The 24206-nt window shown below is 61.5% G+C and carries 27 protein-coding genes; 5 read left to right on the top strand and 22 right to left on the bottom strand.

Translation table 11 applies throughout. The annotated features are described in order from the left end of the window. Positions 1 to 3 precede the first annotated feature (3 nt). The 13 genes from FGKAn22_RS05535 to nifH all read right to left on the bottom strand — a co-directional run bounded on the left by FGKAn22_RS05535 (position 4) and on the right by nifH (position 10992). Positions 4 to 768 (bottom strand): 4Fe4S-binding leucine-rich repeat protein, encoded by a 765-nt coding sequence (locus FGKAn22_RS05535; RefSeq protein ID WP_212786967.1) that lies wholly within the window; start codon positions 766 to 768, stop codon positions 4 to 6. A 164-nt stretch (positions 769 to 932) separates the two neighbouring features. Beyond that, positions 933 to 1382 carry a GNAT family N-acetyltransferase gene (locus tag FGKAn22_RS05530; RefSeq protein ID WP_212786966.1) on the bottom strand — a complete coding sequence of 150 codons (450 nt, stop codon included), beginning with the start codon at positions 1380 to 1382 and terminating at the stop codon, positions 933 to 935. 81 nt (positions 1383 to 1463) lie between these two features. Continuing rightward, positions 1464 to 2534: a molybdenum ABC transporter ATP-binding protein gene (modC, locus tag FGKAn22_RS05525; protein ID WP_425513856.1), complete on the bottom strand. Its 1071-nt coding sequence runs from the start codon at positions 2532 to 2534 to the stop codon at positions 1464 to 1466. Positions 2535 to 2629: 95 nt separating this feature from the next. Next, a complete protein-coding gene (gene modB, locus FGKAn22_RS05520; RefSeq protein ID WP_212786964.1) occupies positions 2630 to 3316 on the bottom strand; it encodes a molybdate ABC transporter permease subunit in 687 nt (228 codons plus the stop codon). A 2-nt stretch (positions 3317 to 3318) separates the two neighbouring features. Then, positions 3319 to 4080: a molybdate ABC transporter substrate-binding protein gene (gene modA, locus FGKAn22_RS05515; RefSeq protein WP_212786963.1), complete on the bottom strand. Its 762-nt coding sequence runs from the start codon at positions 4078 to 4080 to the stop codon at positions 3319 to 3321. A 10-nt stretch (positions 4081 to 4090) separates the two neighbouring features. Beyond that, positions 4091 to 4894: a TOBE domain-containing protein gene (locus tag FGKAn22_RS05510; RefSeq protein WP_212786962.1), complete on the bottom strand. Its 804-nt coding sequence runs from the start codon at positions 4892 to 4894 to the stop codon at positions 4091 to 4093. 356 nt (positions 4895 to 5250) lie between these two features. Continuing rightward, complete coding sequence (locus FGKAn22_RS05505) at positions 5251 to 5526, bottom strand: DUF6129 family protein (protein ID WP_212786961.1); 276 nt, start codon at positions 5524 to 5526, stop codon at positions 5251 to 5253. Positions 5527 to 5530: 4 nt separating this feature from the next. Next, complete coding sequence (locus FGKAn22_RS05500; RefSeq protein ID WP_212786960.1) at positions 5531 to 6241, bottom strand: dinitrogenase iron-molybdenum cofactor biosynthesis protein; 711 nt, start codon at positions 6239 to 6241, stop codon at positions 5531 to 5533. Positions 6242 to 6337: 96 nt separating this feature from the next. Beyond that, complete coding sequence (locus FGKAn22_RS05495) at positions 6338 to 6538, bottom strand: 4Fe-4S binding protein (protein WP_212786959.1); 201 nt, start codon at positions 6536 to 6538, stop codon at positions 6338 to 6340. Between the two features lie 18 nt (positions 6539 to 6556). Next, a complete protein-coding gene (gene nifT / locus FGKAn22_RS05490; RefSeq protein WP_212786958.1) occupies positions 6557 to 6781 on the bottom strand; it encodes a putative nitrogen fixation protein NifT in 225 nt (74 codons plus the stop codon). Positions 6782 to 6875: 94 nt separating this feature from the next. Then, positions 6876 to 8444, bottom strand: coding sequence for a nitrogenase molybdenum-iron protein subunit beta (gene nifK / locus FGKAn22_RS05485; protein WP_212786957.1), 1569 nt, complete (start codon positions 8442 to 8444; stop codon positions 6876 to 6878). A gap of 84 nt (positions 8445 to 8528) precedes the next feature. Continuing rightward, positions 8529 to 10004, bottom strand: a complete 1476-nt coding sequence (gene nifD / locus FGKAn22_RS05480) for a nitrogenase molybdenum-iron protein alpha chain (RefSeq protein WP_212786956.1) — start codon at positions 10002 to 10004, stop codon at positions 8529 to 8531. A 115-nt stretch (positions 10005 to 10119) separates the two neighbouring features. After that, positions 10120 to 10992 carry a nitrogenase iron protein gene (gene nifH / locus FGKAn22_RS05475; protein ID WP_212786955.1) on the bottom strand — a complete coding sequence of 291 codons (873 nt, stop codon included), beginning with the start codon at positions 10990 to 10992 and terminating at the stop codon, positions 10120 to 10122. 186 nt (positions 10993 to 11178) lie between these two features. On the opposite strand from nifH, the gene FGKAn22_RS05470 reads away from it, so the two are divergent. Further along, positions 11179 to 12015 carry an NAD(+)--dinitrogen-reductase ADP-D-ribosyltransferase gene (locus FGKAn22_RS05470; RefSeq protein WP_246487469.1) on the top strand — a complete coding sequence of 279 codons (837 nt, stop codon included), beginning with the start codon at positions 11179 to 11181 and terminating at the stop codon, positions 12013 to 12015. A 138-nt stretch (positions 12016 to 12153) separates the two neighbouring features. On the opposite strand, the gene FGKAn22_RS05465 is transcribed toward FGKAn22_RS05470, so the two are convergent. Further along, positions 12154 to 13482 carry a cation:proton antiporter domain-containing protein gene (locus tag FGKAn22_RS05465; protein ID WP_212786953.1) on the bottom strand — a complete coding sequence of 443 codons (1329 nt, stop codon included), beginning with the start codon at positions 13480 to 13482 and terminating at the stop codon, positions 12154 to 12156. A 360-nt stretch (positions 13483 to 13842) separates the two neighbouring features. Here FGKAn22_RS05465 and FGKAn22_RS05460 point away from each other — a divergent pair, with 360 nt between their 5' ends. Beyond that, positions 13843 to 14703, top strand: coding sequence for an SIR2 family protein (locus FGKAn22_RS05460; RefSeq protein ID WP_212786952.1), 861 nt, complete (start codon positions 13843 to 13845; stop codon positions 14701 to 14703). Continuing rightward, positions 14700 to 15155, top strand: a complete 456-nt coding sequence (locus FGKAn22_RS05455; protein WP_212786951.1) for a bacteriohemerythrin — start codon at positions 14700 to 14702, stop codon at positions 15153 to 15155. The genes FGKAn22_RS05460 and FGKAn22_RS05455 overlap by 4 nt, the downstream gene beginning before the upstream one ends. Here the strand turns inward: FGKAn22_RS05455 and FGKAn22_RS05450 are convergent. Genes FGKAn22_RS05450 through rsxA form a run of 8 tightly spaced genes read right to left on the bottom strand, consistent with a single transcriptional unit; the run spans position 15152 to position 20853 of the window. Further along, positions 15152 to 15484: a hypothetical protein gene (locus FGKAn22_RS05450; protein ID WP_212786950.1), complete on the bottom strand. Its 333-nt coding sequence runs from the start codon at positions 15482 to 15484 to the stop codon at positions 15152 to 15154. The genes FGKAn22_RS05455 and FGKAn22_RS05450 overlap by 4 nt on opposite strands. 35 nt (positions 15485 to 15519) lie before the next feature. Beyond that, a complete protein-coding gene (locus tag FGKAn22_RS05445; RefSeq protein ID WP_212786949.1) occupies positions 15520 to 15798 on the bottom strand; it encodes an RnfH family protein in 279 nt (92 codons plus the stop codon). 8 nt (positions 15799 to 15806) lie between these two features. Continuing rightward, positions 15807 to 16484, bottom strand: a complete 678-nt coding sequence (locus FGKAn22_RS05440; RefSeq protein WP_212786948.1) for an electron transport complex subunit E — start codon at positions 16482 to 16484, stop codon at positions 15807 to 15809. Continuing rightward, the gene (locus FGKAn22_RS05435) at positions 16481 to 17110 is read right to left on the bottom strand and encodes an RnfABCDGE type electron transport complex subunit G (protein WP_212786947.1); all 630 of its coding nucleotides are present in this window, start codon (positions 17108 to 17110) and stop codon (positions 16481 to 16483) included. Before FGKAn22_RS05435 ends, FGKAn22_RS05440 begins: the two co-directional genes overlap by 4 nt. A 1-nt stretch (position 17111) precedes the next feature. After that, a complete protein-coding gene (locus tag FGKAn22_RS05430) occupies positions 17112 to 18179 on the bottom strand; it encodes an RnfABCDGE type electron transport complex subunit D (RefSeq protein WP_212786946.1) in 1068 nt (355 codons plus the stop codon). Then, the gene (gene rsxC, locus FGKAn22_RS05425; protein ID WP_212786945.1) at positions 18176 to 19732 is read right to left on the bottom strand and encodes an electron transport complex subunit RsxC; all 1557 of its coding nucleotides are present in this window, start codon (positions 19730 to 19732) and stop codon (positions 18176 to 18178) included. Before rsxC ends, FGKAn22_RS05430 begins: the two co-directional genes overlap by 4 nt. Then, a complete protein-coding gene (locus tag FGKAn22_RS05420) occupies positions 19729 to 20265 on the bottom strand; it encodes an RnfABCDGE type electron transport complex subunit B (protein ID WP_212786944.1) in 537 nt (178 codons plus the stop codon). Before FGKAn22_RS05420 ends, rsxC begins: the two co-directional genes overlap by 4 nt. A gap of 12 nt (positions 20266 to 20277) precedes the next feature. Next, the gene (rsxA, locus tag FGKAn22_RS05415; RefSeq protein WP_212786943.1) at positions 20278 to 20853 is read right to left on the bottom strand and encodes an electron transport complex subunit RsxA; all 576 of its coding nucleotides are present in this window, start codon (positions 20851 to 20853) and stop codon (positions 20278 to 20280) included. 245 nt (positions 20854 to 21098) lie between these two features. Here rsxA and nifL point away from each other — a divergent pair, with 245 nt between their 5' ends. Together nifL and nifA are read left to right on the top strand one after the other, a co-directional pair. Then, on the top strand, positions 21099 to 22646 hold the full coding sequence (nifL, locus tag FGKAn22_RS05410) for a nitrogen fixation negative regulator NifL (RefSeq protein ID WP_212786942.1): 1548 nt from the start codon (positions 21099 to 21101) through the stop codon (positions 22644 to 22646). Then, positions 22639 to 24204, top strand: a complete 1566-nt coding sequence (gene nifA / locus FGKAn22_RS05405) for a nif-specific transcriptional activator NifA (RefSeq protein WP_212786941.1) — start codon at positions 22639 to 22641, stop codon at positions 24202 to 24204. Before nifL ends, nifA begins: the two co-directional genes overlap by 8 nt. Positions 24205 to 24206 lie beyond the last annotated feature (2 nt).

Genomic DNA, 24206 nt, shown 5'->3' with positions numbered 1-24206 from the left:
TCGTTATTCGTCCCCTAGCAGGAATCCGCCCAGCCGCCGTCGCACCGCGGCGCGCACGTCGGATTCGGCATCATCCACCAATTCGGCGATGGCTTCCAGCGGCGCGCTCTGCGCGGCCTGAAGGCGCACCAGCCAGTCTTCGTCGTGCAGCATCTGCACCGCATCCTCAGGCAGCATGCGCTCGGCGACGATGCATCGCACCTCCGCGTCCGCATCCTGGGCCATGAACTGCAACGCAAACGGCGGCAGCCGGCGCGCCACTTCCTTGCGCACTTCGCGCTCGGGGTCATGCGCCATGCGCGGCAGCTGGCCGTGAGGCAGGCGCTTCGCCGCCGTCAGCCGCACCAGATAATCGTCGTCGCCGATCAGCTCGCCCAGCCGCTCCGGAGCGATGCGGTTCGCGACCGTCATGCGCACCTCGCGGTCTTCGTCGCGCAAATAAACGTCCAGCTCGCCGATGGGCAGGCGGCTCGCCACCACGCGGCGTACCACCTCGTCCCTGTCGCGCGGCATCTGCCGCAACGCATCCAGCGGCGCGTAACGCGTGGCGATGGCGCGCCGTTCCCAGAAGGGGTCGTGCAGGCATTCCTGCGCGAACTGCGGATTGCGCCGCAAGAAACGGTCTATCTGCCGGCCGCTCTGCGCAATCAGGCACACATCGCCCGGCTCACACTTTCCTTCCGCCAGCAGCGCGCGATGAGGACAGGCCGAGCAATCGGCCAGCACGACCTCGTTCAATGGCGTCGCCCCGGAATGACGTTCCGACATATTCAAACCCTTCAATTCCTGCTCCGCTGAAAATCATGCAAGGAATGAGCAACCAACGTGCCACTTTGCAGGGCATGACGCAAAGCCAGCGGCGACGGGATACAAGGTCGAATGGGAAAATCGGCGCGTGGAGTTTTGTCGCGATTGCGACAAAATGAAGCGTATCAATCCGACAGCATCTTGCGCAGCACCGTCATGTGCGAAGGCTCGAAGCCGAGCCTGCGATAGAAATCCAGCGCGGCCCGGTTGTCGCGGTCGGCCAGCAGGGTGACGCGCGTCATACCCTCCTCCCGCGCCCACGCAAGCACATGCTCGACCAGTTGCCGCCCCAGCCCGCTGCCGCGATGTTCGCGAGATACGATCACGTCTTCCAGCAGCAGCACGCGCCCGCCTTCCGCCGTGCTGACGGTAATCAGTGCATTCGCCATGCCAGCCACCTGGCCGGCTACGCGCAGCACGAACAGCCGACCCAGCGCCGGATTGTCGAGAATGAGCCGCAGGCCGCGCAGTTGCTTGTCTCGTTCGGGCTGGAAATCGCTTTCCAGCGCGAACAGCTCGGCGAGCAGGTCGGCCAGGTGCGGCAGGTCTTCGGCAGTAGCAAAGTCGATGTTCATATCATCCATAAGTCGACAACTGTAGGAGCGTGCCTTGCACGCGACCAGGGAGAGAGGTCGCGTGCAAGGCACGCTCCTACTTCAGGTTAATGCGACACTCTTCACCTGTGCACAAACATACATCCCCGCGACCAGGCCAAGATGGTCGCGCGAGCGGCGGGTGATGCGAGACAGCAGCATCTGCGACTCGCCCACATTCATGCGCACCATCACCTTGTCCGGCCCCTCGTCGCGTATCTCTTCGATGCGCGCGTTCAGGATGTTGTTGATGCTGGTGCCTTCCGGCACTTGCGTGGCGATGCTCACGTCGCGCGCCAGCACGCGGGCACGTACTCGGGTGCCGAAGGGTTGATCCACCTTGCCCACCCACAGATGCCCGCCGGGAAAGTCCAGCCGCGACAGGTGGTAGGCCTCATCGTGCTGCGCCACCGCCGCCTCGACTACAGCGCCCGCATCGTCGAAATGCGCAGTGGGCAGATCGAGCCGCGCGAGCGTCTCGCCGAGCGCACCGCTGGCGATGACCGTTCCTTTCTCCAGCAGCACCAGATGGTCGGCCAGCCGCGCCACTTCGTCCAGCGCGTGGCTGACGTAGAGCACGGGAATGTTCAGCTCGCGGTGCAGACGTTCCAGATACGGCAATATCTCCTGCTTGCTGGCGGTGTCGAGCGCGGACAGCGGCTCGTCCATCAGCAGGACGCGCGGGCTGGTGAGCAGCGCGCGGCCGATGGCGACGCGCTGGCGTTCGCCGCCGGAAAGTTGCGCCGGGTCGCCGCGCTCGATGAGCCGGCTCAGGCCCAGCCACTCCACCACCTGTTCCAGCGGCACTCTGCGTTCGGCAACTGGAATCCGTTTGTAGCCGTATTCCAGATTGGCGCGCACCGATAGGTGCGGGAACAGGCTGGCTTCCTGGAACACATAGCCCAGCGGCCGCTGGTGGACCGGCATAAAGGTCGTGTCGTCCTGCCAGGTTTCGCCGTTCACGTGTAACGAGCCTTGAGCGCGCTCCAGCCCTGCGATGCAGCGCAGCAGCGTGGTCTTGCCGGAACCGGACGGGCCGAACAATGCAGTAACACCGGTGGCGGGCGCATCGAATGCCGCGTCGAGCACAAAGCTCTCCAGTCGCATGGAAAACCTGACATTCATCCCGGCAATGGATTGCTGGCCAACTGTAGGAGCGTGCCCTGCACGCGAACAGGAAGAGCGGTCGCGTGCAAGGCACGCTCCTACTGGAGATGAGTTATCGATGTTCATCGTCCTCCCTTCCACGACTTGCCGCCCGCAAGATACAACCCGAGCAACACGACGAACGAGAACAGCACCATGCCGCCCGCGAGCAGATGCGCCGCGCCGTATTCGACCGCCTCGACATGGCTGTAAATCGCTACCGAGAGCACTCGTGTCTCGCCGGGGATGTTGCCGCCCAGCATCAGCACCACGCCGAACTCGCCGACCGTATGCGCGAAGGCGAGAATGATCGCGGTGAGGAAACCGGGCTTGGCAAGCGGCAGCGCCACGCTGAAGAACCTGTCCCACGCACCCGCGCGCAAGGTCACCGCCACTTCCAGCGGACGCCGGCCTAAGGACTCGAACGCGTTCTGTATCGGATGCACCGCAAACGGCAGCGAGAACAGCACCGAGCCGACCACCAGCCCGGTGAAGGTGAACGGCAAGGTGCCGAGGTCGAGCGCACGGGTCAACTCTCCCACCGCGCCCTGCGGCCCCATCAACAACAACAGATAAAAACCCAACACCGTCGGCGGCAGCACCAGCGGCAGGGCCACTACTGCCGCGACCGGCCCTTTGTACCAACGACGGTTATGCGCCAACCACCATGCTAGCGGTGTGGCCACACACAGCAGAATCAGCGTCGTGACACTCGCCAGTTTGAGCGTGAGCCAAAGGGACTGGAGATCGAGCGGGTCGATGCCGGACATGATTACTTGGGCAATTCGTAGCCAAAACTGCGGATGACCGCTTTTGCCTTCTCGCTCTTCAGGAATGCGAGAAATGCACGTATAGCAGCTTTATCTTTCGCAGCACTCAATTCCACCGCACTCTGCCGGATGGGGTTATATAGATGCGAAGGCACAATCCAGTATGAACCTTCCGTCACCTTGCCGTCCTTGACGATCTGCGACAGCGCGACGAAGGCGAGATCGGCATTGCCCGTGGCCGCAAACTGGTAGGTCTGCGTGATGTTCTCGCCCGTCACCAGTTTGCCCTGTACCGCATTCCACAACCCAAACTCTTCCAATGCTTCCTTCGCTGCCGTTCCATAACTCGCCAGCTTGGAGTCGCCGATAGCGAGTTTGTTGTAATTGCCCTTGCGCAATATCGCGCCTTTGCCATCCACCAAACCGGGCTGCGCACTCCACAGCGCCAGCTTGCCGACGGCATAAACAAAGCGCGAGCCTTCCACCGCCAAGCCTTCTTTCTCGAGACGTAGCGGCATTTTCTCATCCGCAGCGACCAGCACATCGAATGGTGCGCCGTTCTGTATCTGCGAATAAAACTTTCCGGTGGAGCCCAGGCTGACTCTGACCGTATGCCCGCTCTCCGCCTGGAACAGCTTGACGATCCGCTCCATCGGCTCGGTGAAATTCGCCGCCACCGCCGCACTCACTTCGCCCGCATTCGCCGCTTGCATCGATGCGCCGAACAGCAACGCGCCCAACAACCGCATCATGCCCGATTTCATTTCCATCTCCTTATGCGTTCACGGCCAGAATCACATGCGACGCCTTGATCAGCGCGCATGCCTTTACCCCCTCTTTGAGCCCCAGCGATTTGATGCTGTCGTTTGTCACGATGGCCGCGACACTCTTGCCGCCCGCCAGTTCGATGATGACCTCGCCGTTGATCGCTCCTTCATTGCAGCGCACCACGGTGCCGTGCAGCTCGTTGCGCGCACTGGTCCGAAAGCCGTCCGAAGTAGTCACGATCACCCAGGGTGCTTTCACCATCGCATAGGCTTCCGAACCGACCTTCAGACCCAGATGTTCCACGCTCTCGTTGGTGATCACCGCCGCGAGCGTGTCGCCGCCAATGTCCATCACCACCTCCGCGTTGATCTGTCCCAGCTTGATGCTTTTCACTTTGCCCAGAAACTGGTTGCGCGCACTTGTCTTCATGTCGAATCTCCTGATCATGTGGTAGTACTCATCGAAGTCATCCATGATGCGGCCTAACGTCTTGAGGACTTGCTCGCGCTCCTGCTCCAGGCGGCGATACGCCCCCACCACCCGGCGGCCATAAACAGTCAGCGTCGTGCCCCCGCCCTTCTGTCCGCCAGTCTTGCGTTCCACCAGCGGGTGTTCGGACAGGTTGTTGATCGCCTCCACCGCTTCCCAGGCCGTCTTGTAGCTCATTCCCATCGCATTCGACGCCGCCGAGATGGAGCCGGTCGCGTCGATGCGCTCCAGCAACTCCAGATGATCCCAGCGCCGCCCCCTGGAAAACTTCAGCTTGGGAATGACACTGGTTTCTGTTTTTTCTGCGACCGATAGCACCATGATGACCTCACGCGTTATAACCTTGCCCCCACAACGATGAGCAAAAGCGATGCCACCCTGGACATTTCAGCCACCTTCCCTACGCTGCTGCTGAATTCGGCAACTCCGTCGACATGTCGGTCCGGTCGCGCCCAAGCCCCTGTTTTGTTGGCTTACCAACAAATTGGGACAATCGTTACAACCTTCGCGCTATAACGCAGTCGCGCCGAATGCCGGAATTCCCGCCACACTGGGCTTCGCCCGCACTGGCATGGCCCTGATCGCGGCCAGCTGAACATACGTTATGGTTGAGCGGCATTACTAAAACAAAACGGGCACAGATGTGCCCGTTATCGTTTTCCGAACCACCCGGAAAACTAATCCTCTCCATCCACCCACGCCAGTACCACGCCAATGGCTTGCAGCGGGTCGGTGGTCAAACTAAGGCAGTGTTCGCCACCGCCCACCAGGTAGAGGTTGAATTTATTGCGCTGCAGCGCGGGCGGCATCCGGGCGGGCATGTCGTCGTCGCTGCAGAAAGTGAAGCGCAGGTCCGGCCATATCTGTTTCAAACCGGCCAGCGCATCTTCGTTCAATTCGCGCAGTGCGGCCGCAGCATTGGCGATCCGTTCCAGTGTTTCTTCGGTGAGCATTTGATTACTCTTCTTCTGCCTCGGTGAACCGGCTTAGCGACTTCGCTTCCACGCCGAGGATCTTGGCCAGCCAGGGCGGCGGCGCATCAAGCACGGCCTGCAGGCGTTGCAGGGTGGCGCGCGCCTTGCCGCCTTCCGGCACTTTCACGGGATGGACGTTGGCGCGCACGGCCTTGGCTGCGGCGGGACCGCCGATGGACTGTACATAGACGATCTGGCAGTCGTTGATGAGTTCGGCACGCGCGACGTTCTTGTCTTCCGCATCGTCGGAGATGAGGGTGGAACGCGCGTCGATGAGGCGGATGTCGTTGCGCCCGACTTGGTAGACGAGGAAGCGCGGGCATGAGCCGAAATGGCCGTCGAGGTTCTCTTCGGTGTTGGAGGCCACGGCCACACGCAGGCTGCCGGGCAGGTCGCCATCGGAGTAAACGTCCAGCGGCGGCAAGTTCTCAGCGTCGCCGGATTCGCCCCACAGGTGGCGCACGGCAAGTTTGATGGAAGCACCGTCCACGTCCGGCTCGACGGTCTCTTCGCCGGAAAGGATGAGTTTGAGGTCAGCCACGGTCACCTTGGCGAGTTTCTCTTCGGTGATCGGCAAGCCTAATTGATTGCCCAGCTTCGCCACCAGTGCGCCGGTGTCCACTTCCGAGAGGACGCGGGCGGCCAGTGCGATGCGCAGGGCGGCGGGTTTGGTGATGACGGCGGCAGTGGTCATGATTACCTCTTGTTCGTTCAGCCTGTAGGAGCGAGACATGCTCGCGAACGGAATGTGATCGCACGCAGGGCGTGCTCCTACAATAGCCTTCAGGGATTACGCTGCGATCTGTGTGATGCAACCCTTGATCGGGCAGATCTTCACGCATTGCGGCTTGTCGTATTCACCGTCGCACTCGGTACATTCGCTTGCGTTGATGACGTACATGCCCTTCTTCGTGCTAATGGAAGCCGTAGGGCATTCCGGTTCGCAATCACCGCAGGAGGTGCACAAATCTGCATTGATCTTCATTGCCATGATGATTCTCCTTTTCGTTTATTCCGCCGCATCGAGGCGCTTGGCGCGCACCGAATAAGGCAATCGCGCAGGCGCGACTTGAGGCTCGATGTAATAAGTCCCGCCGTTGTTTAGCTTGATCTCTCCCCCCCATTTCTCCTGGGTATCGAACTCCATCGAAACGATGGTGTCCTCGAGATCGCGCTTGGGCAGGTAGAACTGATAACTGCCCTTGCTGTCGCGACGGATCATGATGTTTGCCATTTGCAATTCCTTTGGAATTGCAGGATTCAGGAGTCAGGAGTCGGGATACAGGGCAGCGTCCCTGTATCCCGTATCCCGTATCCCGGCTCCTGCCTTAACGAACCAGGTCGTGGTTGTAGTCGGTCGTTCCCATGCCTCTGGTCTCTTCGTCCAGACGTTCCAGTACCGCGTTCACGATAGTGGTCAGCACTTGCATGGCGCCTTCGTAACCCAGGGTCGTCGAGCGATGCAGGTGGTGACGGTCGAAGATCGGGAAGCCGATGCGGATCAGCGGAACTTCGAACTCCTTGCCCTTGGCCAGCGTGTCGCGCTGGATGAACTTGGCGTAGCTGTTGCCGATCATGAAATCAGGCTTCTCGGTCAGCACCAGCGAACGGAAGTGCCACAGATCAGCGCCCGCGAACAGCTGGGTGTTCTTGCCGTAAGGGGTCTCGTCCAGCATCTTGCGCATGGCCTTCTCCCACTTCTTGCCGCCGTTGTTGCACAGCACGTGCAGCGGCTCGATGCCCAACTCGGTGAGGAACTTGGTCATGCCCAGCGTGAAGTCGGGATCGCCGTACAGGCTGATCTTCTTGCCGTGCAGCCAGGTGTGGCTATCGGTCATCATGTCGACCAGACGGCCACGCTCCAGCGCCAGCGATGCGGGAATCTCCTTGCCGGTGACCTCCGCGACCTTCATCAGAAACTCGTCGGTCCAATCCAGGCCCATCGGGATGCTGAGCTTCGGCACTTCATGCTTCCATGTGGTCTCGACATACTTCTTGGTCTTGTCGAGTTGCATCGGTTGCAACAGGAAAGTGGTGGCAGCGTTAGGCGCATCCTTCACTTGTTCCTGAGTGGTTCCGCCTGCATACATGCGGAACTGGCCGTCGGCCGGAGTATCCAGCACTTCGGTCGGGTCGCTCAACAGGGTGTAGTCCACGCCCATCTCGCCCAGCATGCGGTGCATCACGCGGTAGTTGCCGAGGTAGGTCTCGAAACCGGGAACGATGTTGATCTTGCCGTTCTTGCCCGGCACCTTGTCGTCCATGCTGTTCAGGGTGAAGTAGCGGATGACCCCTTCGAACATGTTGTCCCAGCCGGTGACATGCGAGCCCACGAAAGACGGTGTGTGCGCAAACGGGACCGGATAGTCCTCGGGGATGTTGCCTGCCTTCTTGGTGTTGCGGATGAAGGCGTTCAGGTCGTCGCCGATGACTTCCGCCATGCAGGTGGTGCTTACGGCGATCATGTCCGGCTTGTACAGCGCCTTGGCGTTCTCCAGGCCGTCGATCATGTTCTTCTGGCCGCCGAACACGGCTGCGTCTTCGGTCATGGAGTCGGAGACACAGGAGACCGGCTCGCGGAAGTGACGGTTGAAGTAGGAACGGAAGTAAGCCACGCAGCCCTGCGAACCGTGCACATACGGCAGGGTCTTCTCGAACCCCAGCGCGCACAGCACAGCGCCCAGCGGTTGGCATGCCTTGGCCGGGTTCACGGTCAGGGCCTCGCGCTTGAAGTTCAGCTCGCGGTATTCCATCGTGGTGGTCCACTTGAAGGTCTCTTCGATCTTCGCGGAATCGTGACGCTCTTCGAACAGCGCCTGTTTGTTTTTCAGCGTTTCCTTGTACTCGTCCTGACGGAACAGCGGATAACAAGGTTTGATGTCATCGACTTGTTGCATGTTTATCTCCTTAGCCGCACTGCCAATTTGCAGATGCCGGCACAGATTGATTTTTGGACGGCGACGGGCGCCGTCCCCAATTACTTACGCAGCGACCTTCTCGGCGACCGGTTCAGACTGTTTCAACCACGGGGCGGCCAACTTGCTCCAGCACGGGTTGTTCAAGGTCATATCCATGTCGCGGGCGAAGATGGCGAAGCCGTCGTAGCCGTGATACGGGCCGGAATAGTCCCAGCTGTGCATCTGGCGGAAAGGGATGCCCATCTTCTGGAAGATGAACTTTTCCTTGATGCCGGAGCCGACCAGGTCGGGCTTGACGCGCTTCACGAACTCTTCGAACTCGAAGCCGGTGACGTCGTCGTACAGCAGAGTCGAGTTGCCCATCTCCTTGATGGTGCGGTCGTAGTCATCGTTGTGCGCGAACTCGTAACCGGTGCCGACCACTTCCATGCCCAGATCTTCGTAAGCGCCGATGATGTGGCGCGGACGCAGGCCGCCGACGTACAGCATCACGCGCTTTCCTTGCAGGCGCGGCTTGTACTTGTCGATGATGCCCTGCATGATCGGCTTGTACTTGGCGATGACCTTCTCTGCATTCGCCTTGATCTTGTCGTCGAAGAAACTGGCGATCTCGCGAATGGATGCCTCGATCTTGGTCGGACCGAAGAAGTTGTATTCCATGTACGGGATGCCGTACTTCTCTTCCATGTGACGGCTGATATAGTTCATCGAGCGGTAGCAGTGCAGCAGGTTCAGCTTGGCCTTCGGGGTGTTCTCCATCTCGGCGATGGTGCCGTCGCCGGACCATTGCGCGATCACGCGCAGTCCCATGTCTTCCAGGATGGTGCGCGTCGCCCAGGCGTCGCCGCCGATGTTGTAGTCGCCGATGATGGTCACGTCATACGGAGTAGACTCGAACGCCTGGCCGTCGCGGTTGCCCAGCACCCAGTCGCGGATCGCGTCGTTGGCGATGTGGTGGCCGAGCGATTGCGACACGCCGCGGAAACCTTCGCAGCGCACCGGCACGACCGGCTTGTTGATCTCCTTGGCCGCCTTCTTCGACACCGCCTCGATGTCGTCGCCGATCAGGCCGATCGGGCACTCGGACTGCACCGAGATACCTTTGTTCAGCGGGAACAGGGTCTCGATCTCACCGATCAGCTTGGCGAGCTTCTTGTCGCCGCCGAACACGATGTCCTTTTCCTGGAAGTCGGAAGTGAAGTTCATCGTGCCGAATGTGTTCACGCCGGTGGTACCGACGTAGTAGTTACGGCGACCGGCGCGGGAATACTGGCCGCAGCCGACCGGGCCGTGGGAAATGTGGATCATGTCCTTGATCGGGCCCCACACCACGCCCTTGGAACCGGCGTAGGCGCAGCCGCGAATGGTCATCACGCCCGGCAACGATTTGCGGTTGGAGGTGATGCACTTCTTGGACTGTTCGATGGATTGATCGTTGACCGCCAGATGCTTGGCGCGGTCTTTCTTCGCTTTCTCGGGATAGACCTCGAGCACCTCCTGGATGAGGGCTTCGGTCTCTTCGCGTGTCAATGCAGACATTTCGTTCTCCTTTGACGACCCACCAATATGTGGAGACGTCTATCAGGTTTAGTCTCGGTAAGGATGGCGGGCCGTACCCAACAACCAACGGCCCGCCGTCCTTAACACCTTGCTATCAGGCTGCGGCAGCAGCCTTGCCGATGATGGATTCGTCTTCCGCTTCCATGATGCCGAACTCCATCAACAGTTCTTCCAACTCGTCCATGGTGATCGGAGTGGGGATAACGAACTTCTTGTTGTCCACCACCTTGCGAGCCAGAGCGCGGTACTCGTCGGCCTGCTTCGCCTTCGGGTCGTATTCGATCACGGTCATGCGGCGGATCTCGGCGTGCTGCACAGCGTTGTCGCGCGGCACGAAGTGGATCATCTGGGTGCCCAGGCGCTCGGCCAGCGCGATGATCAGCTCGTCTTCGCGGTCGGTATTACGGCTGTTGCAGATCAGGCCGGCCAGACGCACGCCGCCGGAGTTCGCATACTTCACGATGCCCTTGGCAATGTTGTTGGCGGCGTACATCGCCATCATTTCGCCGGAGCAAACGATGTAGATCTCCTGCGCCTTGTTCTCGCGGATCGGCATCGCGAAACCGCCGCACACCACGTCACCCAGCACGTCGTAGAACACGAAGTCGAGTTCGTCGTCGTACGCACCTTCTTCTTCGAGGAAGTTGATGGCGGTGATCACGCCGCGGCCGGCGCAGCCGACGCCAGGCTCAGGACCACCGGACTCGACGCACTTCACGCCGCCGAAACCAACCGACAGCACATCTTCGAGTTCCAGGTCTTCCACGCTGCCCGCTTCGGCCGCCAGTTCCATCACGGAGTTCTGTGCCTTGGAGTGCAGGATCAGGCGAGTGGAGTCAGCCTTCGGATCGCAGCCGACGATCATTACCTTCTTGCCGGCTTCGGCCAGAGCCGCCACCAGATTCTGGGTGGTAGTCGATTTACCGATACCGCCCTTCCCGTAAATTGCGCATTGACGCAGTGCCATGTTAGTCTCCTTAGAGGTTGCTGAATTTGAATCGCGATTGAAAACTGTCGCTCGCCCCCCTACTTCCGCAAGCTCCATGCCAGTCCGCGCCACGCCACTCAACACATTGAAATGCAAACGGAAAATCATTCCACCTCAAGCGCAAAAGCGGATGGGGAACGCGACAAAGAAATCGGCTTTGTAGGAGTGCCGACAACGTCCGGTGCCCCGGCGATCCCGCTGCCGAAGTCCGCGCGCCTGCCGATCAACCGTTGCAACCTGCCCGCCGCCATCCTCGGCAGCCTCACCTTCCAGCACGCGCCCGTAGCGCTCGAACTCGACGGCGTGAAGGAACTGCATCGCGGCCTGTTCGAACTGCTGGATAAACTCGACGACGTAAAGGAGCGCGCACATGCCTTCATGCTGCACATGAACGCCTCGTTCTTCCTGGGCCAGCCGGAACAGGCCGGTTTTACCGCCGACTCCACGCTGGACCGCAGCCGGGCGGATTACCTGAGGATGGTGCGCGGCTGGGCATTCGATGCGGACGGGCGCGAAGGCGCGGTGATGAAGGGCTGGGTGGAATCGCGCTTCGGCCTGTTGCAGCGCTACCACGGCGGGCCGATACGCGACTTCTCGGACGACACCTACCGCCGCTACCTGGAGATGCGCTCCGCCGGCCTGTATGGAACCAATGCGCTCGAAGCGCAGCTCGACCTGCTCTACACCTATTGCCAGTACGAACTCGCACGATCGCATCCAGGCAAGATGCACCTCACTCTATACCGCGGCGTGAACCGCATGGACGACCACGAGACGCTGGCGCAACTGGACGGCAAGCGCCGCGTGGTGCTGCTCAACAGCCTGAGCTCCTTCACCGCCAATAAAGAACGCGCCGACGAATTCGGAGACTACCTGCTCACCGCCGAAGTGCCGCTGAGCAAGATCGCCTATTACACCCGGCTGCTGCCGGACATGCTGCGAGGGGAAGAGGAATACGCGGTGATTGGCGGGTTGTATGAGGTGGGGATGGCGGCGTATTGAAAGGTGGGCACGCTGTCGCGCCCACGCGGAATACCCAACAGCGTGGGCACAGAATACGTGCCCACCCTACAGGAAACTAATGGGGCAGCATCGCTGTTCCACCCTGGCGCGACACCCGCAGGCATTGCGCCCTTCCGCTTATTTCACGATACCGAGTTTTCTTGACCACCACGGCGTGATTGCCGGGAGCAGGGTCAGTGTCCAGATGACGACCCAGGCGGTCAGCGGCATGAGCTGCGTCATTTCCGGGAACTGCGCGACGGTGATGACGGCCAGCACCACCGGGATGACTCCCGTCTCGCGCACCGCGCTCAAGAAGAGTTTGTCCTTGATGCTGAGGTTGGTGGGCAGCATGGAGAGCAGGACGGCCACGGGGCGGGCGATGAGAATGAAGGCGAGCGACACCAGCAGCCCGAGCACGGCGGTCTCCCACAGGTTACCCAGCGAGACGAAAGGACCGACCATCATGAAGATGGTGGGCTTGGCGATACTCTCGATCTTGATCTCCATGGTGTGCAGGGTCTTGTGGAAGTATTCCTTGCCATGGTTGTAGTTGGCGAGCAGACCGGCGACGAAGGCCGCCAGGAAGCCGTTGCCGTGGATCATCTGCGCCAGCAGGAAGGTGACCAGCGGGATCGCCAGCACCATCGCGAAGTCGTAGGCAGTCTCACCCACGTTGCGTGCGTTGTCACGCGATTTGTAGATCTCGTATCCGTACATGGCGACCCAGCCGATGACACCGGCGAAGGCGCCGAACAGGAACTGGCCGCCGAGGTGCATCATGTTCTCGGCGCTGAACAGGCCGGAAACAAGAGCGCCCAGCGAATCCAGTGAATTGCCCGCCAAGATCATGGAAGCGATGGCGGCCACGAAGATGGCGCCCACCGCATCGTTGATGGCGCTTTCGGCCACCGAAATGTTGGCGAGGCGCTTGTACTCGTCCTTGAAAGCAATGGCTTTCAGGGTCGGGATCAGCGCCGCCGGGTCGGTGGAGCCGATGATGGCGGCGAGCAGGGCCGCGAGCTTGCCGTCGAGTCCTAGCGCCAGCAGGATGGGGAACATGACGAAGAAGGTGATGAGATAACCCACCAGCGCGATCATCACGGTGGGAAAAGCAATCTTCACGAAATCGCGCCGGTCGACCTCGTCGCCGCCGCCCTTCAGGATGATGGCGGCAAGCGCGGTACAGACAACCACAGCGAGCATCATCTGCGAGGCGATGGGCGCCAGTGCATCGTGCAGGACGATGCCGATCAGAAGTTGCAGGGTGAAGCTGGGGAAAACGGTGCCTTCGGCGAACTTGCTGCACGCCCAGCCGAATCCCAGGAACAATCCCAGACACCACAGGGAGTTGGCGATGGCCGTTTCCGTGCCGCCCAACTCGGCTATGCGTTCAAGCAGGGTCGGAGCAGCGAGATCCAACATATAAGCGACAACGAACAGGACTGCGATCTTCAGGTATTTCATTTTGAAATTTCCAGGGATAACGAAAACGGGGGGGGAAATCAGGGGCGGATTATTTGATATGGGTGTGCGCTTGTCCATCAAATTTGTCGGTTCTTTGGTTTGGTGAATATGCCATCAAAAATCTGTTGGGATCGAATCCGGATGAGCGGCAACTGCACTTCAGCTTCCGGCGATCTGGCCCTCTGCTGCGGTGTTTGCAGCCGCAAAGCTCCCTACCCCCGCCCCTTGTGCGACAAGCATTTCGACTTTGTCGTATTCGCTCCAAACCCCACCCCACTGCAACCAGCGCCGATACTGGATGCACGCGCTGGCGCGATTATTGCGAATGATCCCGCATCAACGCCACAAGGAGTCATTCCTATGAGTACCGCATTTGAAAGCATCTTTTCCGGCCTGTCCGAAGGCAGCGTAGTCCCCTATCTCGGCCCCGGCGCGCTCGACGGTGTGATCGACCCGGCAACCGGCAAGACCATCCCCGCCGACAGCGACAGCCTGATCCTGGCTATGAACAACGGCCAGCCGATGGCACCCAAGCTGATGTTCGAGTTCCCGCGCGCGGCGATGAACGTGGAACTGAAGCGCGGCCGCTCGACGCTCAATCGCTTTCTCGACACCACTTACCGCGATACGCAATGGAGCAACTCCGCACTGCACGGCTGGCTGGCGCAACAAAAACTGCCCTGCATCGTCGACGCCAACCGCGACACACAGCTGCAAAAGCAATATGCCGCCACGCCGCACACGCTGGTCGTCGGCGTCGCGCGCATCTCCAGCAAGGAATACCGCTTCCGCCTCTTCCACTACGATGGAGCTAGTTATTCTGCCGTCGAGCAGGAAGCGGTGGATGCCAGTCTGCCCATCCTGTTCAAGCCGCTGGGCACGCCCTTGCCGGAATCGAACTACATCGCTTCCGATGCCGACTTCGTCGATTACATCACCGAGTTGATGGGCGGCTTCGCCATTCCTTCGTTCGTCAAACGCATGCGCCAGAACAAACGCTACCTGCTGCTGGGCCTGCGTCTCAACCGCGACACCGACCGCATGGTGTTCTCCGACATCATCTTCGGCGCGGACAAGCCCGCCGGCTGGGCGCTCATCCCCCATCCCACCGACAAGGAGAAACGTTTCCTGGGAAGGCTCAACATCGAGATCGTGAATGCCGACGTGGCGGACTTCCTCACCGCCGCACAAAGCCTGGACGGCAGCCTCGCCGCAGCATGAGCAAGCATCACGCGATCTGGAATGAATCGCGCCACGCGCTGAATGTGGCGCAAATGGATCTCACCCATCAGGAGTTCATCCGGCAAGTGGCCGCGTTGATCGGCGCGAGCGACGCGGAGTTTCCCGCCCTGTTCCAGGCTTTGATCAACCATACCCGCATCCACTTCACCGAAGAAGGCCGGTTGATGCGCGCCTCGAAATACAGGGGGCTGCCGGAACACGAAAGCGAACATCACCGCGTGCTGGGCGAACTGCAACAGCTCAACCGCAGCCTCAGGCGCGGCCGCATCCTGCTGGTGCGGGCATATGTGCGGGAAGGATTGATGGAATGGTTCGACTCACATCTGGCGATGATGGACAGCGCGCTGGCGATGCATCTGAAAAGCGCGTCGAACGGGGAATATGTGAACGGATTCTCATCCTGCTTGATTGCTGGCGTTGCGGGAACTTAACTTCCCCCTTGGGCGGCAGTCAACTTTTCCGAGACGAACTCGGCCCTTGATGTGGCGTTGTTTTCCTGGCTGTTCAGCGCGCACCACGCCGCAAACTCTTGCGGAGCTATCAGGCATTCGATCGCGCGCACCCCGGAACGCTGAAACTCTCTGCGAGCCGAGACGGCCATTGCTTTCCACTTTGCAAATGACTCCTCGAAACATTCCGGATCCGATGCGGTAGCCTTTACCTCGGCCCAGGTTTCCTCGGTGTACCAGGTGAGTCCTATCACAAGCGACTGGCTGCGTCTCTTTGCCCTCAGGCGCTGATGTAATGTTGGTTTTTTCATGTTCGAGTAGTGGAAGCCGGGAAATGGTCGCGCTGCTATTCGTCGTCATCGCCGGCGATCACGCGGCGCGGCACAGTTGCCGGATCGGCGGTGATAGCGCGATAGATCTCCACCCGATCTCCTGGCCTGAGCGCCGCATCCAGTTCAGCCACTTTGCCGAAGATGCCGACCTTGTATTCCGCCAGATCGATATACGGAAATTTCTTGAGGATGCCGGACTGCTCGATGGCTAGTTGCACGGTGGCCTCCTCGGGCACTTCGATGCGCAGCCAGAGTTGTTGTGCGGGTTCGGAAAAAGCGACGCCGATTTGCATGATCTCTCCTAACTCGCTGCCGATTCGGCAGCAACCAATTGGGCACGCGCCGCGCGGCGGCTCTCGAGGACGCGCTTGCCTGCCAGCAGGAATCCCAGCACCATGAAACCGCCCGGGGGCAGGATCATCAGCAGGTAGCCCTTGTATTCGGGAATCACCGTGGTCTCCAGGAATGCGAAAGTCTGTCCCAGCAACAAATGAGCATTTGCGAATAGCGTGCCCGCACCCAGCAGTTCCCGGATACCGCCAATCAGCGTCAGCGCGAAGGTAAATCCCAGTCCCATCATCAAGCCGTCCATGGCCGAAGCGGCCACGCCGTTCTTGGCGGCGAAGGCCTCGGCGCGTCCGAGCACGGCGCAGTTGGCCACGATCAGCGCGATGTACAGGCCGAGCACCTTGTACAGGTCGTGCGCCCATGCATTCAGGCTCACGTCCACCAGCGTCACCAGTGTGGCGATCAGCACGATGTAAACCGGGATGCGCACGTCCGGGCTGATGAGGTCGCGCGCCGCCGAGATGATGGCGTTGGCGGCGAGCAGCACTGCCGTGGTCGCCAAGCCCATGCCAAGGCCGTTGGTGGCGCTGCTGGTCACGGCCATGGTCGGGCACATGCCGAGTATCTGCGCGAAGACGATGTTGTTGTCCCACAAGCCGTCGCGCGTGATGCGTCCGTAGTTCTCGCTCATTTCTCGCCTCCTTCCGTTGCCGCACCTTCAAGCAGCGCGGTTCGATTCTGTTCGAAGAATTCCAACCCGCCCTTCACCGCCTTGACCACGCCGCGCGGGGTGATGGTGGCTCCGGCGAACTGGTCGAATATGCCGCCGTCTTTCTTCACCGCCCATTTCTCCAGGGGCGGGTCGCCCAGCCAACGCCCCTCGAAAGCGTGTATCCAGTTGCCCTTGGCCGGCTCGATCTTGTCGCCCAGCCCCGGCGTTTCCTTGTGGCTGATGACGCGCACACCGAGGATCTTGCCCTCGCGCGACACACCCATCACGCACACGATGTTGCCCGCGTAGCCATGGCCGATCACGCGATACACGACCGCTTCGACCTTGCCCGCACGGCGTCCGCGATACACCAGCACCGCGCCCTCTTTGCCGGGCAGTTTGATCGTGTCCTTGAGCAGGTCGTTTTCGTATTCGCCCGGCAGCACTTGCGTCAGCGACAGCTTGAGGTCAGCTGCTTCCGCCGCCTTGATGTCCGCTTCGGTGATGCGGGCCGCATAGGCCAGCGCCGCGCTGGTCAGCAGTGCCACGCCACCCAACAGGATGCCCTGATAACTCAGCTTGCCGCGCAATTCTTCGAGTTTCATCTCACGCCTCCTTTTTCACGGGCATCGCTGCGCCCTTGCGGTCGCGTCCATAGATGCGCGGCTTGACGTATTGGTCGATCAGCGGCGACACGGTATTCATGATCATTACGGCGAACGCCACGCCTTCTGGATAGCCGCCCCAGGTGCGGATGATCCAGGTCAGCAGGCCGCAGCCCAAACCGAAGATGAATTGCCCCAGCGCGGTGTTGGGCGAAGTCACCGGATCGGTGACGATAAAGAACGCCGCCAGCATCAGGCCGCCGGAGAGCAGGTGGTACATAGGCCCGGCGTAATGGTTTCCGTCGATGGTGTTGAACAGCAGCGCAGGCACGGCCACCCCGAGCAGCATGGCGACCGGCGCATGCCAGGTGATGATGCGGCGCGCGATGAGGAACAATCCGCCTGCCAGCAGCAACACCGCAGCCGTTTCGCCCAGACTGCCCGCACGGCTGCCCCACAGCATATCCATCGGCGAGTAGTAACCAGTAAGCGCCTGTTCCAGTCCGATACCGCGTGTGAACTCGGTCTTCACATGGCCGAGCAGCGAAGCACTGGCCATGCCGTCCAGTGGCTGGCTGAGAAAGGTTATGCGCAGGCTTTCCAGCAGGCCCGGCGCGTGCGCCGAACCGAATGGTGCGGGTGCGACCCAGGTGGTCATCTCCAGCGGGAAAGAGATCAGCAGCATCACGCGCGCCGCCATCGCCGGATTGAACACGTTCTGCCCCAGCCCGCCGAATACCTGTTTGCCGATAACGACCGCGAACAGGCTGCCCAGCACGGCAATCCACCAGGGCGCGAACGGCGGTAGGGAGATCGCCAGCAGCCACGCGGTCAAGATGCCGGAACCGTCCATCAGTGCGGGACGCACGGCACGTCCTTGCAGACGTACTGCGAAGGCTTCGCCGACGATGGCTGCGATCAGCGACACCGCCCACAGATTGATCGCAGGCCAGCCGTACAGCCAGAAACCGAAAAACGTGGCGGGCGTGAGCGCAAGCATCACCGTTCCCATCACCTTGCCTATGGAAACGGGTGCGTGCGCGTGCGGGGAATGGGCGATGGGATTCATGCGGTCTCCGTTGCAGCTTGATCTTGGGCTTTCTGGGCGGCTTCCTTCGCGGCGCGCTCTTTGGCTTCACGCGCCGCCTTGCGCTTCGCCGCCGCTTCGGCGCGTTCTCGCTCGATGCGGGCCATGCGCTCGTTGCGCGCGTCCGCCAGTTTCTTCGTGGCTTCCTGTTTCAGCTTGGCGCGTTCCTGCGTGGCGAGGTCGCCTTTGGCGTAGTTGAAGAAATGCACCAGTGGGATGTGCGCCGGACAGACATATGAGCATGAACCGCAGGAGATGCAATCCTTGAGTCCCAGATCGACCGCACCGGACAAGTCGGAAGCGCGGATATGCGCCGCCATCTCCAGCGGCAACAAACCGACCGGACAAGCACGAACGCAGGTCGAACAGCGGATGCATGGCGAAGCTTCCGTCTGCCCGATCTCTTTTGCCGTCAGCGCGAGTACGCCGCTGGTGCCCTTCACCACCGGCACTGCGGTATTGGTGAACTGCTGCCCCATCATCGGCCCGCCCAGCACCAGGCGTGCCGCAGGCTGGGTATAGCCGCCGGTGTACTCGATCAACTCCTGCACGGGGGTGCCGATCAAGACTTCCAGATTGCACGGCTGCCTGATCGCGCCGCCGCTGACGGTGGCGATGCGCGAGATCAACGGCCTCCCGTAACGGATCGCCTGCTGCACGGCAAAGGCAGTCGCGACGTTGTGCACCAGCACGCCGATGTCGGCGGGACGTCCGCCTGCGGGAATCTCCTTGCCGGTGAGCACCTGGATGATCTGCTTCTCCGAACCCATCGGGTACATGCTGGGCATCGCCACCACCTGCACCGCGCTGCCCCTCGCCGCAGCCTGCATCGCGGCGATGGCTTCCGGCTTGTTGTCCTCGATACCGACCAGTACTTCTTTCGCTGCGACGGCGTAGGCGATCAGGCGGATGCCCTCGACGATCTGAACCGCGCGTTCGCGCATGATGTGGTCGTCGCAGGTGAGATAGGGTTCGCATTCGCCGCCGTTCATGATGAGCGTCTGCACGCCGCTGCTGCGGCTGAGATTGAGTTTCAATGCAGCCGGGAAAGTCGCACCGCCCAGACCGACGATGCCTGCAGCACCGACGCGCGCGGCGATGTCTTCCGGGGAAAGTTCGAACGGATCGGCCACCGCTTCCATCTCGATCCACCGATCTTCGCCGTCGCTTTCCAGCGTGATGGTCGGCACCGGCAAACCGGAAGGATGCGGCGCTGGATGGTCGCCCAGCGCAACGATCACGCCGGATGTCGGCGCATGGATGGATGAGGACACCGCGCCTTGCGCCGCCGCAATGAGCTGGCCTTTCAGCACCTGGTCGCCGACGTTCACCATGGGTATCGCCGGTGCGCCGATGTGCTGCTGCAAAGAAACATATAGTCGCCTGGGCAACGGCAACGAACGGATGGGACGGTCCGCCGACAACTCCTTGCGGCCCTCCGGATGCACGCCGCCGCGCAGATTGAACAGTTTGGCTACGGCGTTACCTGAAGGTAAGCCTGCGCCGCAACAAGTCGCTACGCGCCGTGTTGTCATGCTGCACTCCCTGTCTGTGGTTTATGCCAGTGCCACGATTGCAGCGTCACCGGGATGGGCTGCAACTTGATCGACTCGGTCGGGCACACCTCTTCGCATTTGCCGCAGGCGGTGCACGCCTCGCGGAACACCACATGGATCTGCTGCGCAGCACCCATGATGGCGTCGGTGGGACAGACCTTGAAACAGCGCGTACAGCCGATGCAGATTTCTTCCTTCACCTCGGCCATCATCGGCACGCTGTCTTTCACGTCGGACAGATTGGCTTCGACCCCCAGTTTAGCTGCCAGCGCCTGCACCACCGCACGGCCGCCGGGCGGGCACAGCGTGATGGGTGCATTGCGATCCGCCAATGCCTGCGCCGCACCCGCGCATCCGGGGAAGCCGCATTGCCCGCACTGCGACCCAGGCAGGATGGCCTGTATCTCGGCAACCAGCGGATTACCCTCCACTTCGAGGCGGCGCGCGGCATAGCCGAGGAACAGCCCCATGGCCGAACCGAGAAGAGTCAGACTGACGACAGCGATGAACATTTCTTTCTCCCGTTAAACAAGTCCGGCAAAACCCATGAAGGCCAAGGCCAACAGGCTGGCGGTGATAAAGCCGATCGGCGCGCCACAGAATGCGGGCGGCACCTGCGCCAATGCCAAGCGCTCGCGCAGCCCGGCGAATAGCACCAGCACCAGGGTGAAACCCGCAGCCGAACCGAAGCCGTACAACAGACTTTCCACAAAGGGCAGCTTCTCTTGCGTGGTCAATAGCGGAATGCCCAGCACTGCGCAGTTGGTGGTGATGAGCGGCAGGTAGATACCCAGCACCTGGTACAGCGCCGGATTGGTCTTGCGCACCACCATCTCGGTGAACTGCACCACGACGGCGATGACCAGGATGTAGACGAGGATGCGCAGATACAGCATGCCAAGCGGCACCAGCAGCCAGTGCTCCAGCATCCAGCAGGACGCCGAGGCCATGGTCATCACAAAGGTCGTGGCCAGCCCCATGCTGAGCGCGGTATCGACCTTCTTGGAAATGCCCATGAACGGGCACAGCCCCAAAAACTTCACCAGCACCACGTTGTTCACCAGCACGGTACTCAGCAACAGCAACAGGTATTCGCTCATATCGATCATCTCCTGCCCCTTCTGTTGCAAACGTCATGCCAGCGCCCACACACGAAACGGAGGCACACAAAATCAGGCGCTTGATGCATGAGCGCACCAATGGGGTGCAAAAAACCTTTGTCGTTGTCGGGGCGACACATGCACCGATGTCGCAAACGCGACAACGGGCCTGCATTGAGAGAAAACAGAAAATCTGCGGCATGGATATTGCTGAATTGCTTGTGTCACCAAGAACCGGAGCCATCATGGCCAAGCAACCCGCCGCACCGAATACGCCCGCAGAAACAGGCGACGCCTTGCCGGCGCACATTTTCCGCCAGGCAGTGGAGCAATCCGCGCTGGCGATCTCCATCACCGACGGGGACGCCAACATCCTGTACGCCAACCCATCATTCCAGCGCACCAGCGGCTACGAGCAGCAGGAACTGGTGGGGAACAACGAGTCCATCCTGTCCTACCGCGTCACGCCCAAGCTGGTGTACGAAACCATGTGGGCTCAGATCAAGCGGCAGCGCCCATGGAACGGCCTGCTGGTAAACCGGCGCAAGGATGGCAGCCGCTATCTCGCCGACCTGACCATCTCGCCGGTGGTGGACGAGGACGGCAACACCACGCATTACCTCGGCATGCACCGCGACGTCACCGAGGTGCACCGGCTAGAACGTCAGGTGCAGAACCAGAAGACCCTGATCGAATCGGTGGTGGATGCGGCGCAGGTCGCGATCGTGCTGCTCGACGAGCGTGAACACGTGCTGCTCGACAACCAGGAATACAAGAAACTGATCGGCGACCTCGGCAAGGAACCTGCCGTGAAGCTGCTCGCCGCTCTGCGCGAGCAGATGGGGGAAGCATTCGCGAAGGCCTATGACAAACACCGCAACATCGCCGCGCGCGAGGTGTGCATCGAGCTGCCGAAGCGGGCTTCGCGCTGGTTCTCCTGCTCGGTGTCCTGGTTCGAGGAACAGGATGCCGGCGCGGATGCCTTCTACGAACCGCTGCGCCGCCATTACCTGCTGCTCACCATCCAGGACATCGGCGAACTCAAGCAGCAGCAGGAGACGATACGCATCAACGGCCTGCGCGCGCTGCTGGCGGAACAGGAGCGCGTGCAGGGGCTACGTGAGACGCTGGCGGGCGCGGTCTACCAGCTGGAAGAACCGCTCAACATGCTGAGCGCCGTCGCCAACATGCTGGAACGCCGCCGCGACGCGGGCAGCGAACTGCCTGCCGTCAATGCGCTGGAAGAAGCCATGAAGAAGAGCCGCGAGGCGCTGGAAACCTTGCGCGCCTGCATCCCGAGCCAGGACGGCGAGGCGATGCAGCCTACCAACCTCAACGAGATATTGCCGGACGTGCTCAAGCTCGCCACCGCCAGCCTGCTCGGCGCGGGCATCGTGGTGGAATGGCTGCCGTCGGATGTGTCTGCCGTGGTGCACGGCCATCCGGCGCAACTGACTAACCTGTTCAAACAGCTCGTCGCCAACGCCATCGAAGCGATCAACGAGCGGCGCAGCGGACGGCGCGAACTGCGCATCGCCTGCATGACGCGGCCGGATTGCATCGAGGTGTACGTCGAGGACAGCGGCCCCGGCATCGCCGAAGAACTGCGCTACAAGGTATTCCAGCCATTCTTCACCACCAAGGGCGCGGCAAGGCAGCATCTGGGCCTCGGCCTGGCAATGGCGCAGGAGGTCGCGACGCACCACGGAGGGGCCATCGACATCGACCCAGACTACCGCAACGGCTGCCGCGTGCGCGTGCAACTGCCACGCTCGGGAGAACATCATGGTTGAGCACGATACCAACGCACTGCGCGAAGGCTGGTCCGAGCTCGAACTCGAGATGCTGCGCACCGAGCTGGAGACGCTGTACCAGGTGAGCCGCGTGCTGTCGCGCTCGCTCGATTTCAAGCAGACGCTGGACGGCGTGCTGCACGCGCTGCACGACGGCGTCGGGCTGGAGCGCGGCATGGTCAGCCTGATGGACGCGGAGAGCGGAGAGCTTCAGGTGTCACTGGTGTACGGCGTGTCCGATACCATCACCGAGGAGGTCAGCTATCTGCCCGGCGAGGGCGTGGTCGGCTCCATCCTGAAGACCGGCAACAGCATCGCGGTGGAGCGCATCATGGACGAGCCGCGCTTCCTCTCCCGCCTCGGCATCTACAACCCGATGGGCGCCTTCGTCGGCGTGCCGATCCGCGTCGGCAAGAAGGTGGTGGGCGTGCTCGCGGCGCAGCCGGCGCCAGGCGCGGAGATACTGCTCAACGAATACGAGCGCTTCCTGGAGATGGTCGCCAACCTGATCGGCCAGAGCGTTCGTCTGTCGCAGGACGTGGCGCAGGAGAAGCGCGAACTGACCGAGGAGCGCGACGTGCTGCGCCGCACCGTGCGCGGGCAGTACGGCTTCGACAACATCATCGGTCATACCCAGTCGATGCGCCGCATCTTCGAGCAGGTTCGGCTGGTGGCGAAGTGGAACACCACCGTGCTGATCCGCGGCGAGACCGGCACCGGCAAGGAGCTGATCGCCAACGCCATCCATTACAACTCGCCGCGCGCGCGAGGCAACTACGTCAAGCTCAACTGCGCGGCGCTGCCCGAGACCCTACTGGAAAGCGAACTGTTCGGCCACGAGAAAGGTGCGTTCACCGGCGCGGTGGCGCAGCGCAAGGGACGCTTCGAGCAGGCCGAGGGTGGCACGGTGTTCCTCGACGAGATCGGCGAGATCTCCGCCTCGTTCCAGGCCAAGCTGCTGCGCGTGCTGCAGGAGGGCGAGCTGGAACGCGTCGGCGGCACGCAGACCATCAAGGTCGACGTGCGCGTGGTCGCCGCCACCCACCGCGACCTGGAGGCCGAGGTCGAAGCCGGCCGCTTCCGCGAGGACTTGTACTACCGCCTCAACGTCATGCCGCTTTACCTGCCGCCGCTGCGCGAGCGCATGGAAGATATCCCGGAAATCGCGCGCTTCCTGGTGGAGAAGGTCGGCACGGGGCAAGGCCGCCAGCTCGGTCTTACCGACACCGCGCTGCGCGTGCTGATGCACCACGACTGGCCGGGCAACGTGCGCGAGCTGGAGAACTGCCTGGAGCGCGCCGCAGTGATGACCGAAGGCGACACCATAGACCGCGACGCCATCCTGCTCACCGGCATCGACGAAAAGATATCGGCGAGCCGGGGCGCGATCCAGACGCTGGACCTCGACGACCCCAACCTCGACGAACGCGAACGCGTCATCGCCGCGCTGGAACAAGCCGGCTGGGTGCAGGCCAAGGCCGCGCGCCTGCTCGACATGACCCCGCGCCAGATCGCCTACCGCATCCAGACGCTGAACATCAAGGTGAAACAGATTTGAAC

The organism is Ferrigenium kumadai, from assembly GCF_018324385.1.
Lineage (GTDB): Bacteria > Pseudomonadota > Gammaproteobacteria > Burkholderiales > Gallionellaceae > Gallionella > Gallionella kumadai.
This window is presented reverse-complemented; position numbering and strand designations above follow the sequence as displayed.

Bases quoted from the DNA above. Each gene is read 5' to 3' on its own strand.
- nifH (WP_212786955.1), bottom strand. From the start codon at position 10,992: ATGGCACTGCGTCAATGCGCAATTTACGGGAAGGGCGGTATCGGTAAA.
- modB (WP_212786964.1), bottom strand. From the start codon at position 3,316: ATGTCCGGCATCGACCCGCTCGATCTCCAGTCCCTTTGGCTCACGCTC.
- FGKAn22_RS05450 (WP_212786950.1), bottom strand. From the start codon at position 15,484: ATGAAAAAACCAACATTACATCAGCGCCTGAGGGCAAAGAGACGCAGC.
- nifA (WP_212786941.1), top strand. From the start codon at position 22,639: ATGGTTGAGCACGATACCAACGCACTGCGCGAAGGCTGGTCCGAGCTC.
- nifD (WP_212786956.1), bottom strand. From the start codon at position 10,004: ATGTCTGCATTGACACGCGAAGAGACCGAAGCCCTCATCCAGGAGGTG.
- nifT (WP_212786958.1), bottom strand. From the start codon at position 6,781: ATGGCAAACATCATGATCCGTCGCGACAGCAAGGGCAGTTATCAGTTC.
- rsxC (WP_212786945.1), bottom strand. From the start codon at position 19,732: ATGACAACACGGCGCGTAGCGACTTGTTGCGGCGCAGGCTTACCTTCA.
- FGKAn22_RS05460 (WP_212786952.1), top strand. From the start codon at position 13,843: ATGAGTACCGCATTTGAAAGCATCTTTTCCGGCCTGTCCGAAGGCAGC.
- modA (WP_212786963.1), bottom strand. From the start codon at position 4,080: ATGAAATCGGGCATGATGCGGTTGTTGGGCGCGTTGCTGTTCGGCGCA.
- FGKAn22_RS05465 (WP_212786953.1), bottom strand. From the start codon at position 13,482: ATGAAATACCTGAAGATCGCAGTCCTGTTCGTTGTCGCTTATATGTTG.
- FGKAn22_RS05435 (WP_212786947.1), bottom strand. From the start codon at position 17,110: ATGAAACTCGAAGAATTGCGCGGCAAGCTGAGTTATCAGGGCATCCTG.
- nifL (WP_212786942.1), top strand. From the start codon at position 21,099: ATGGCCAAGCAACCCGCCGCACCGAATACGCCCGCAGAAACAGGCGAC.
- FGKAn22_RS05495 (WP_212786959.1), bottom strand. From the start codon at position 6,538: ATGGCAATGAAGATCAATGCAGATTTGTGCACCTCCTGCGGTGATTGC.
- rsxA (WP_212786943.1), bottom strand. From the start codon at position 20,853: ATGAGCGAATACCTGTTGCTGTTGCTGAGTACCGTGCTGGTGAACAAC.
- FGKAn22_RS05445 (WP_212786949.1), bottom strand. From the start codon at position 15,798: ATGCAAATCGGCGTCGCTTTTTCCGAACCCGCACAACAACTCTGGCTG.
- FGKAn22_RS05455 (WP_212786951.1), top strand. From the start codon at position 14,700: ATGAGCAAGCATCACGCGATCTGGAATGAATCGCGCCACGCGCTGAAT.
- nifK (WP_212786957.1), bottom strand. From the start codon at position 8,444: ATGCAACAAGTCGATGACATCAAACCTTGTTATCCGCTGTTCCGTCAG.
- FGKAn22_RS05535 (WP_212786967.1), bottom strand. From the start codon at position 768: ATGTCGGAACGTCATTCCGGGGCGACGCCATTGAACGAGGTCGTGCTG.
- FGKAn22_RS05505 (WP_212786961.1), bottom strand. From the start codon at position 5,526: ATGCTCACCGAAGAAACACTGGAACGGATCGCCAATGCTGCGGCCGCA.
- FGKAn22_RS05430 (WP_212786946.1), bottom strand. From the start codon at position 18,179: ATGAATCCCATCGCCCATTCCCCGCACGCGCACGCACCCGTTTCCATA.
- FGKAn22_RS05420 (WP_212786944.1), bottom strand. From the start codon at position 20,265: ATGTTCATCGCTGTCGTCAGTCTGACTCTTCTCGGTTCGGCCATGGGG.
- FGKAn22_RS05530 (WP_212786966.1), bottom strand. From the start codon at position 1,382: ATGAACATCGACTTTGCTACTGCCGAAGACCTGCCGCACCTGGCCGAC.
- FGKAn22_RS05500 (WP_212786960.1), bottom strand. From the start codon at position 6,241: ATGACCACTGCCGCCGTCATCACCAAACCCGCCGCCCTGCGCATCGCA.
- FGKAn22_RS05440 (WP_212786948.1), bottom strand. From the start codon at position 16,484: ATGAGCGAGAACTACGGACGCATCACGCGCGACGGCTTGTGGGACAAC.
- FGKAn22_RS05510 (WP_212786962.1), bottom strand. From the start codon at position 4,894: ATGGTGCTATCGGTCGCAGAAAAAACAGAAACCAGTGTCATTCCCAAG.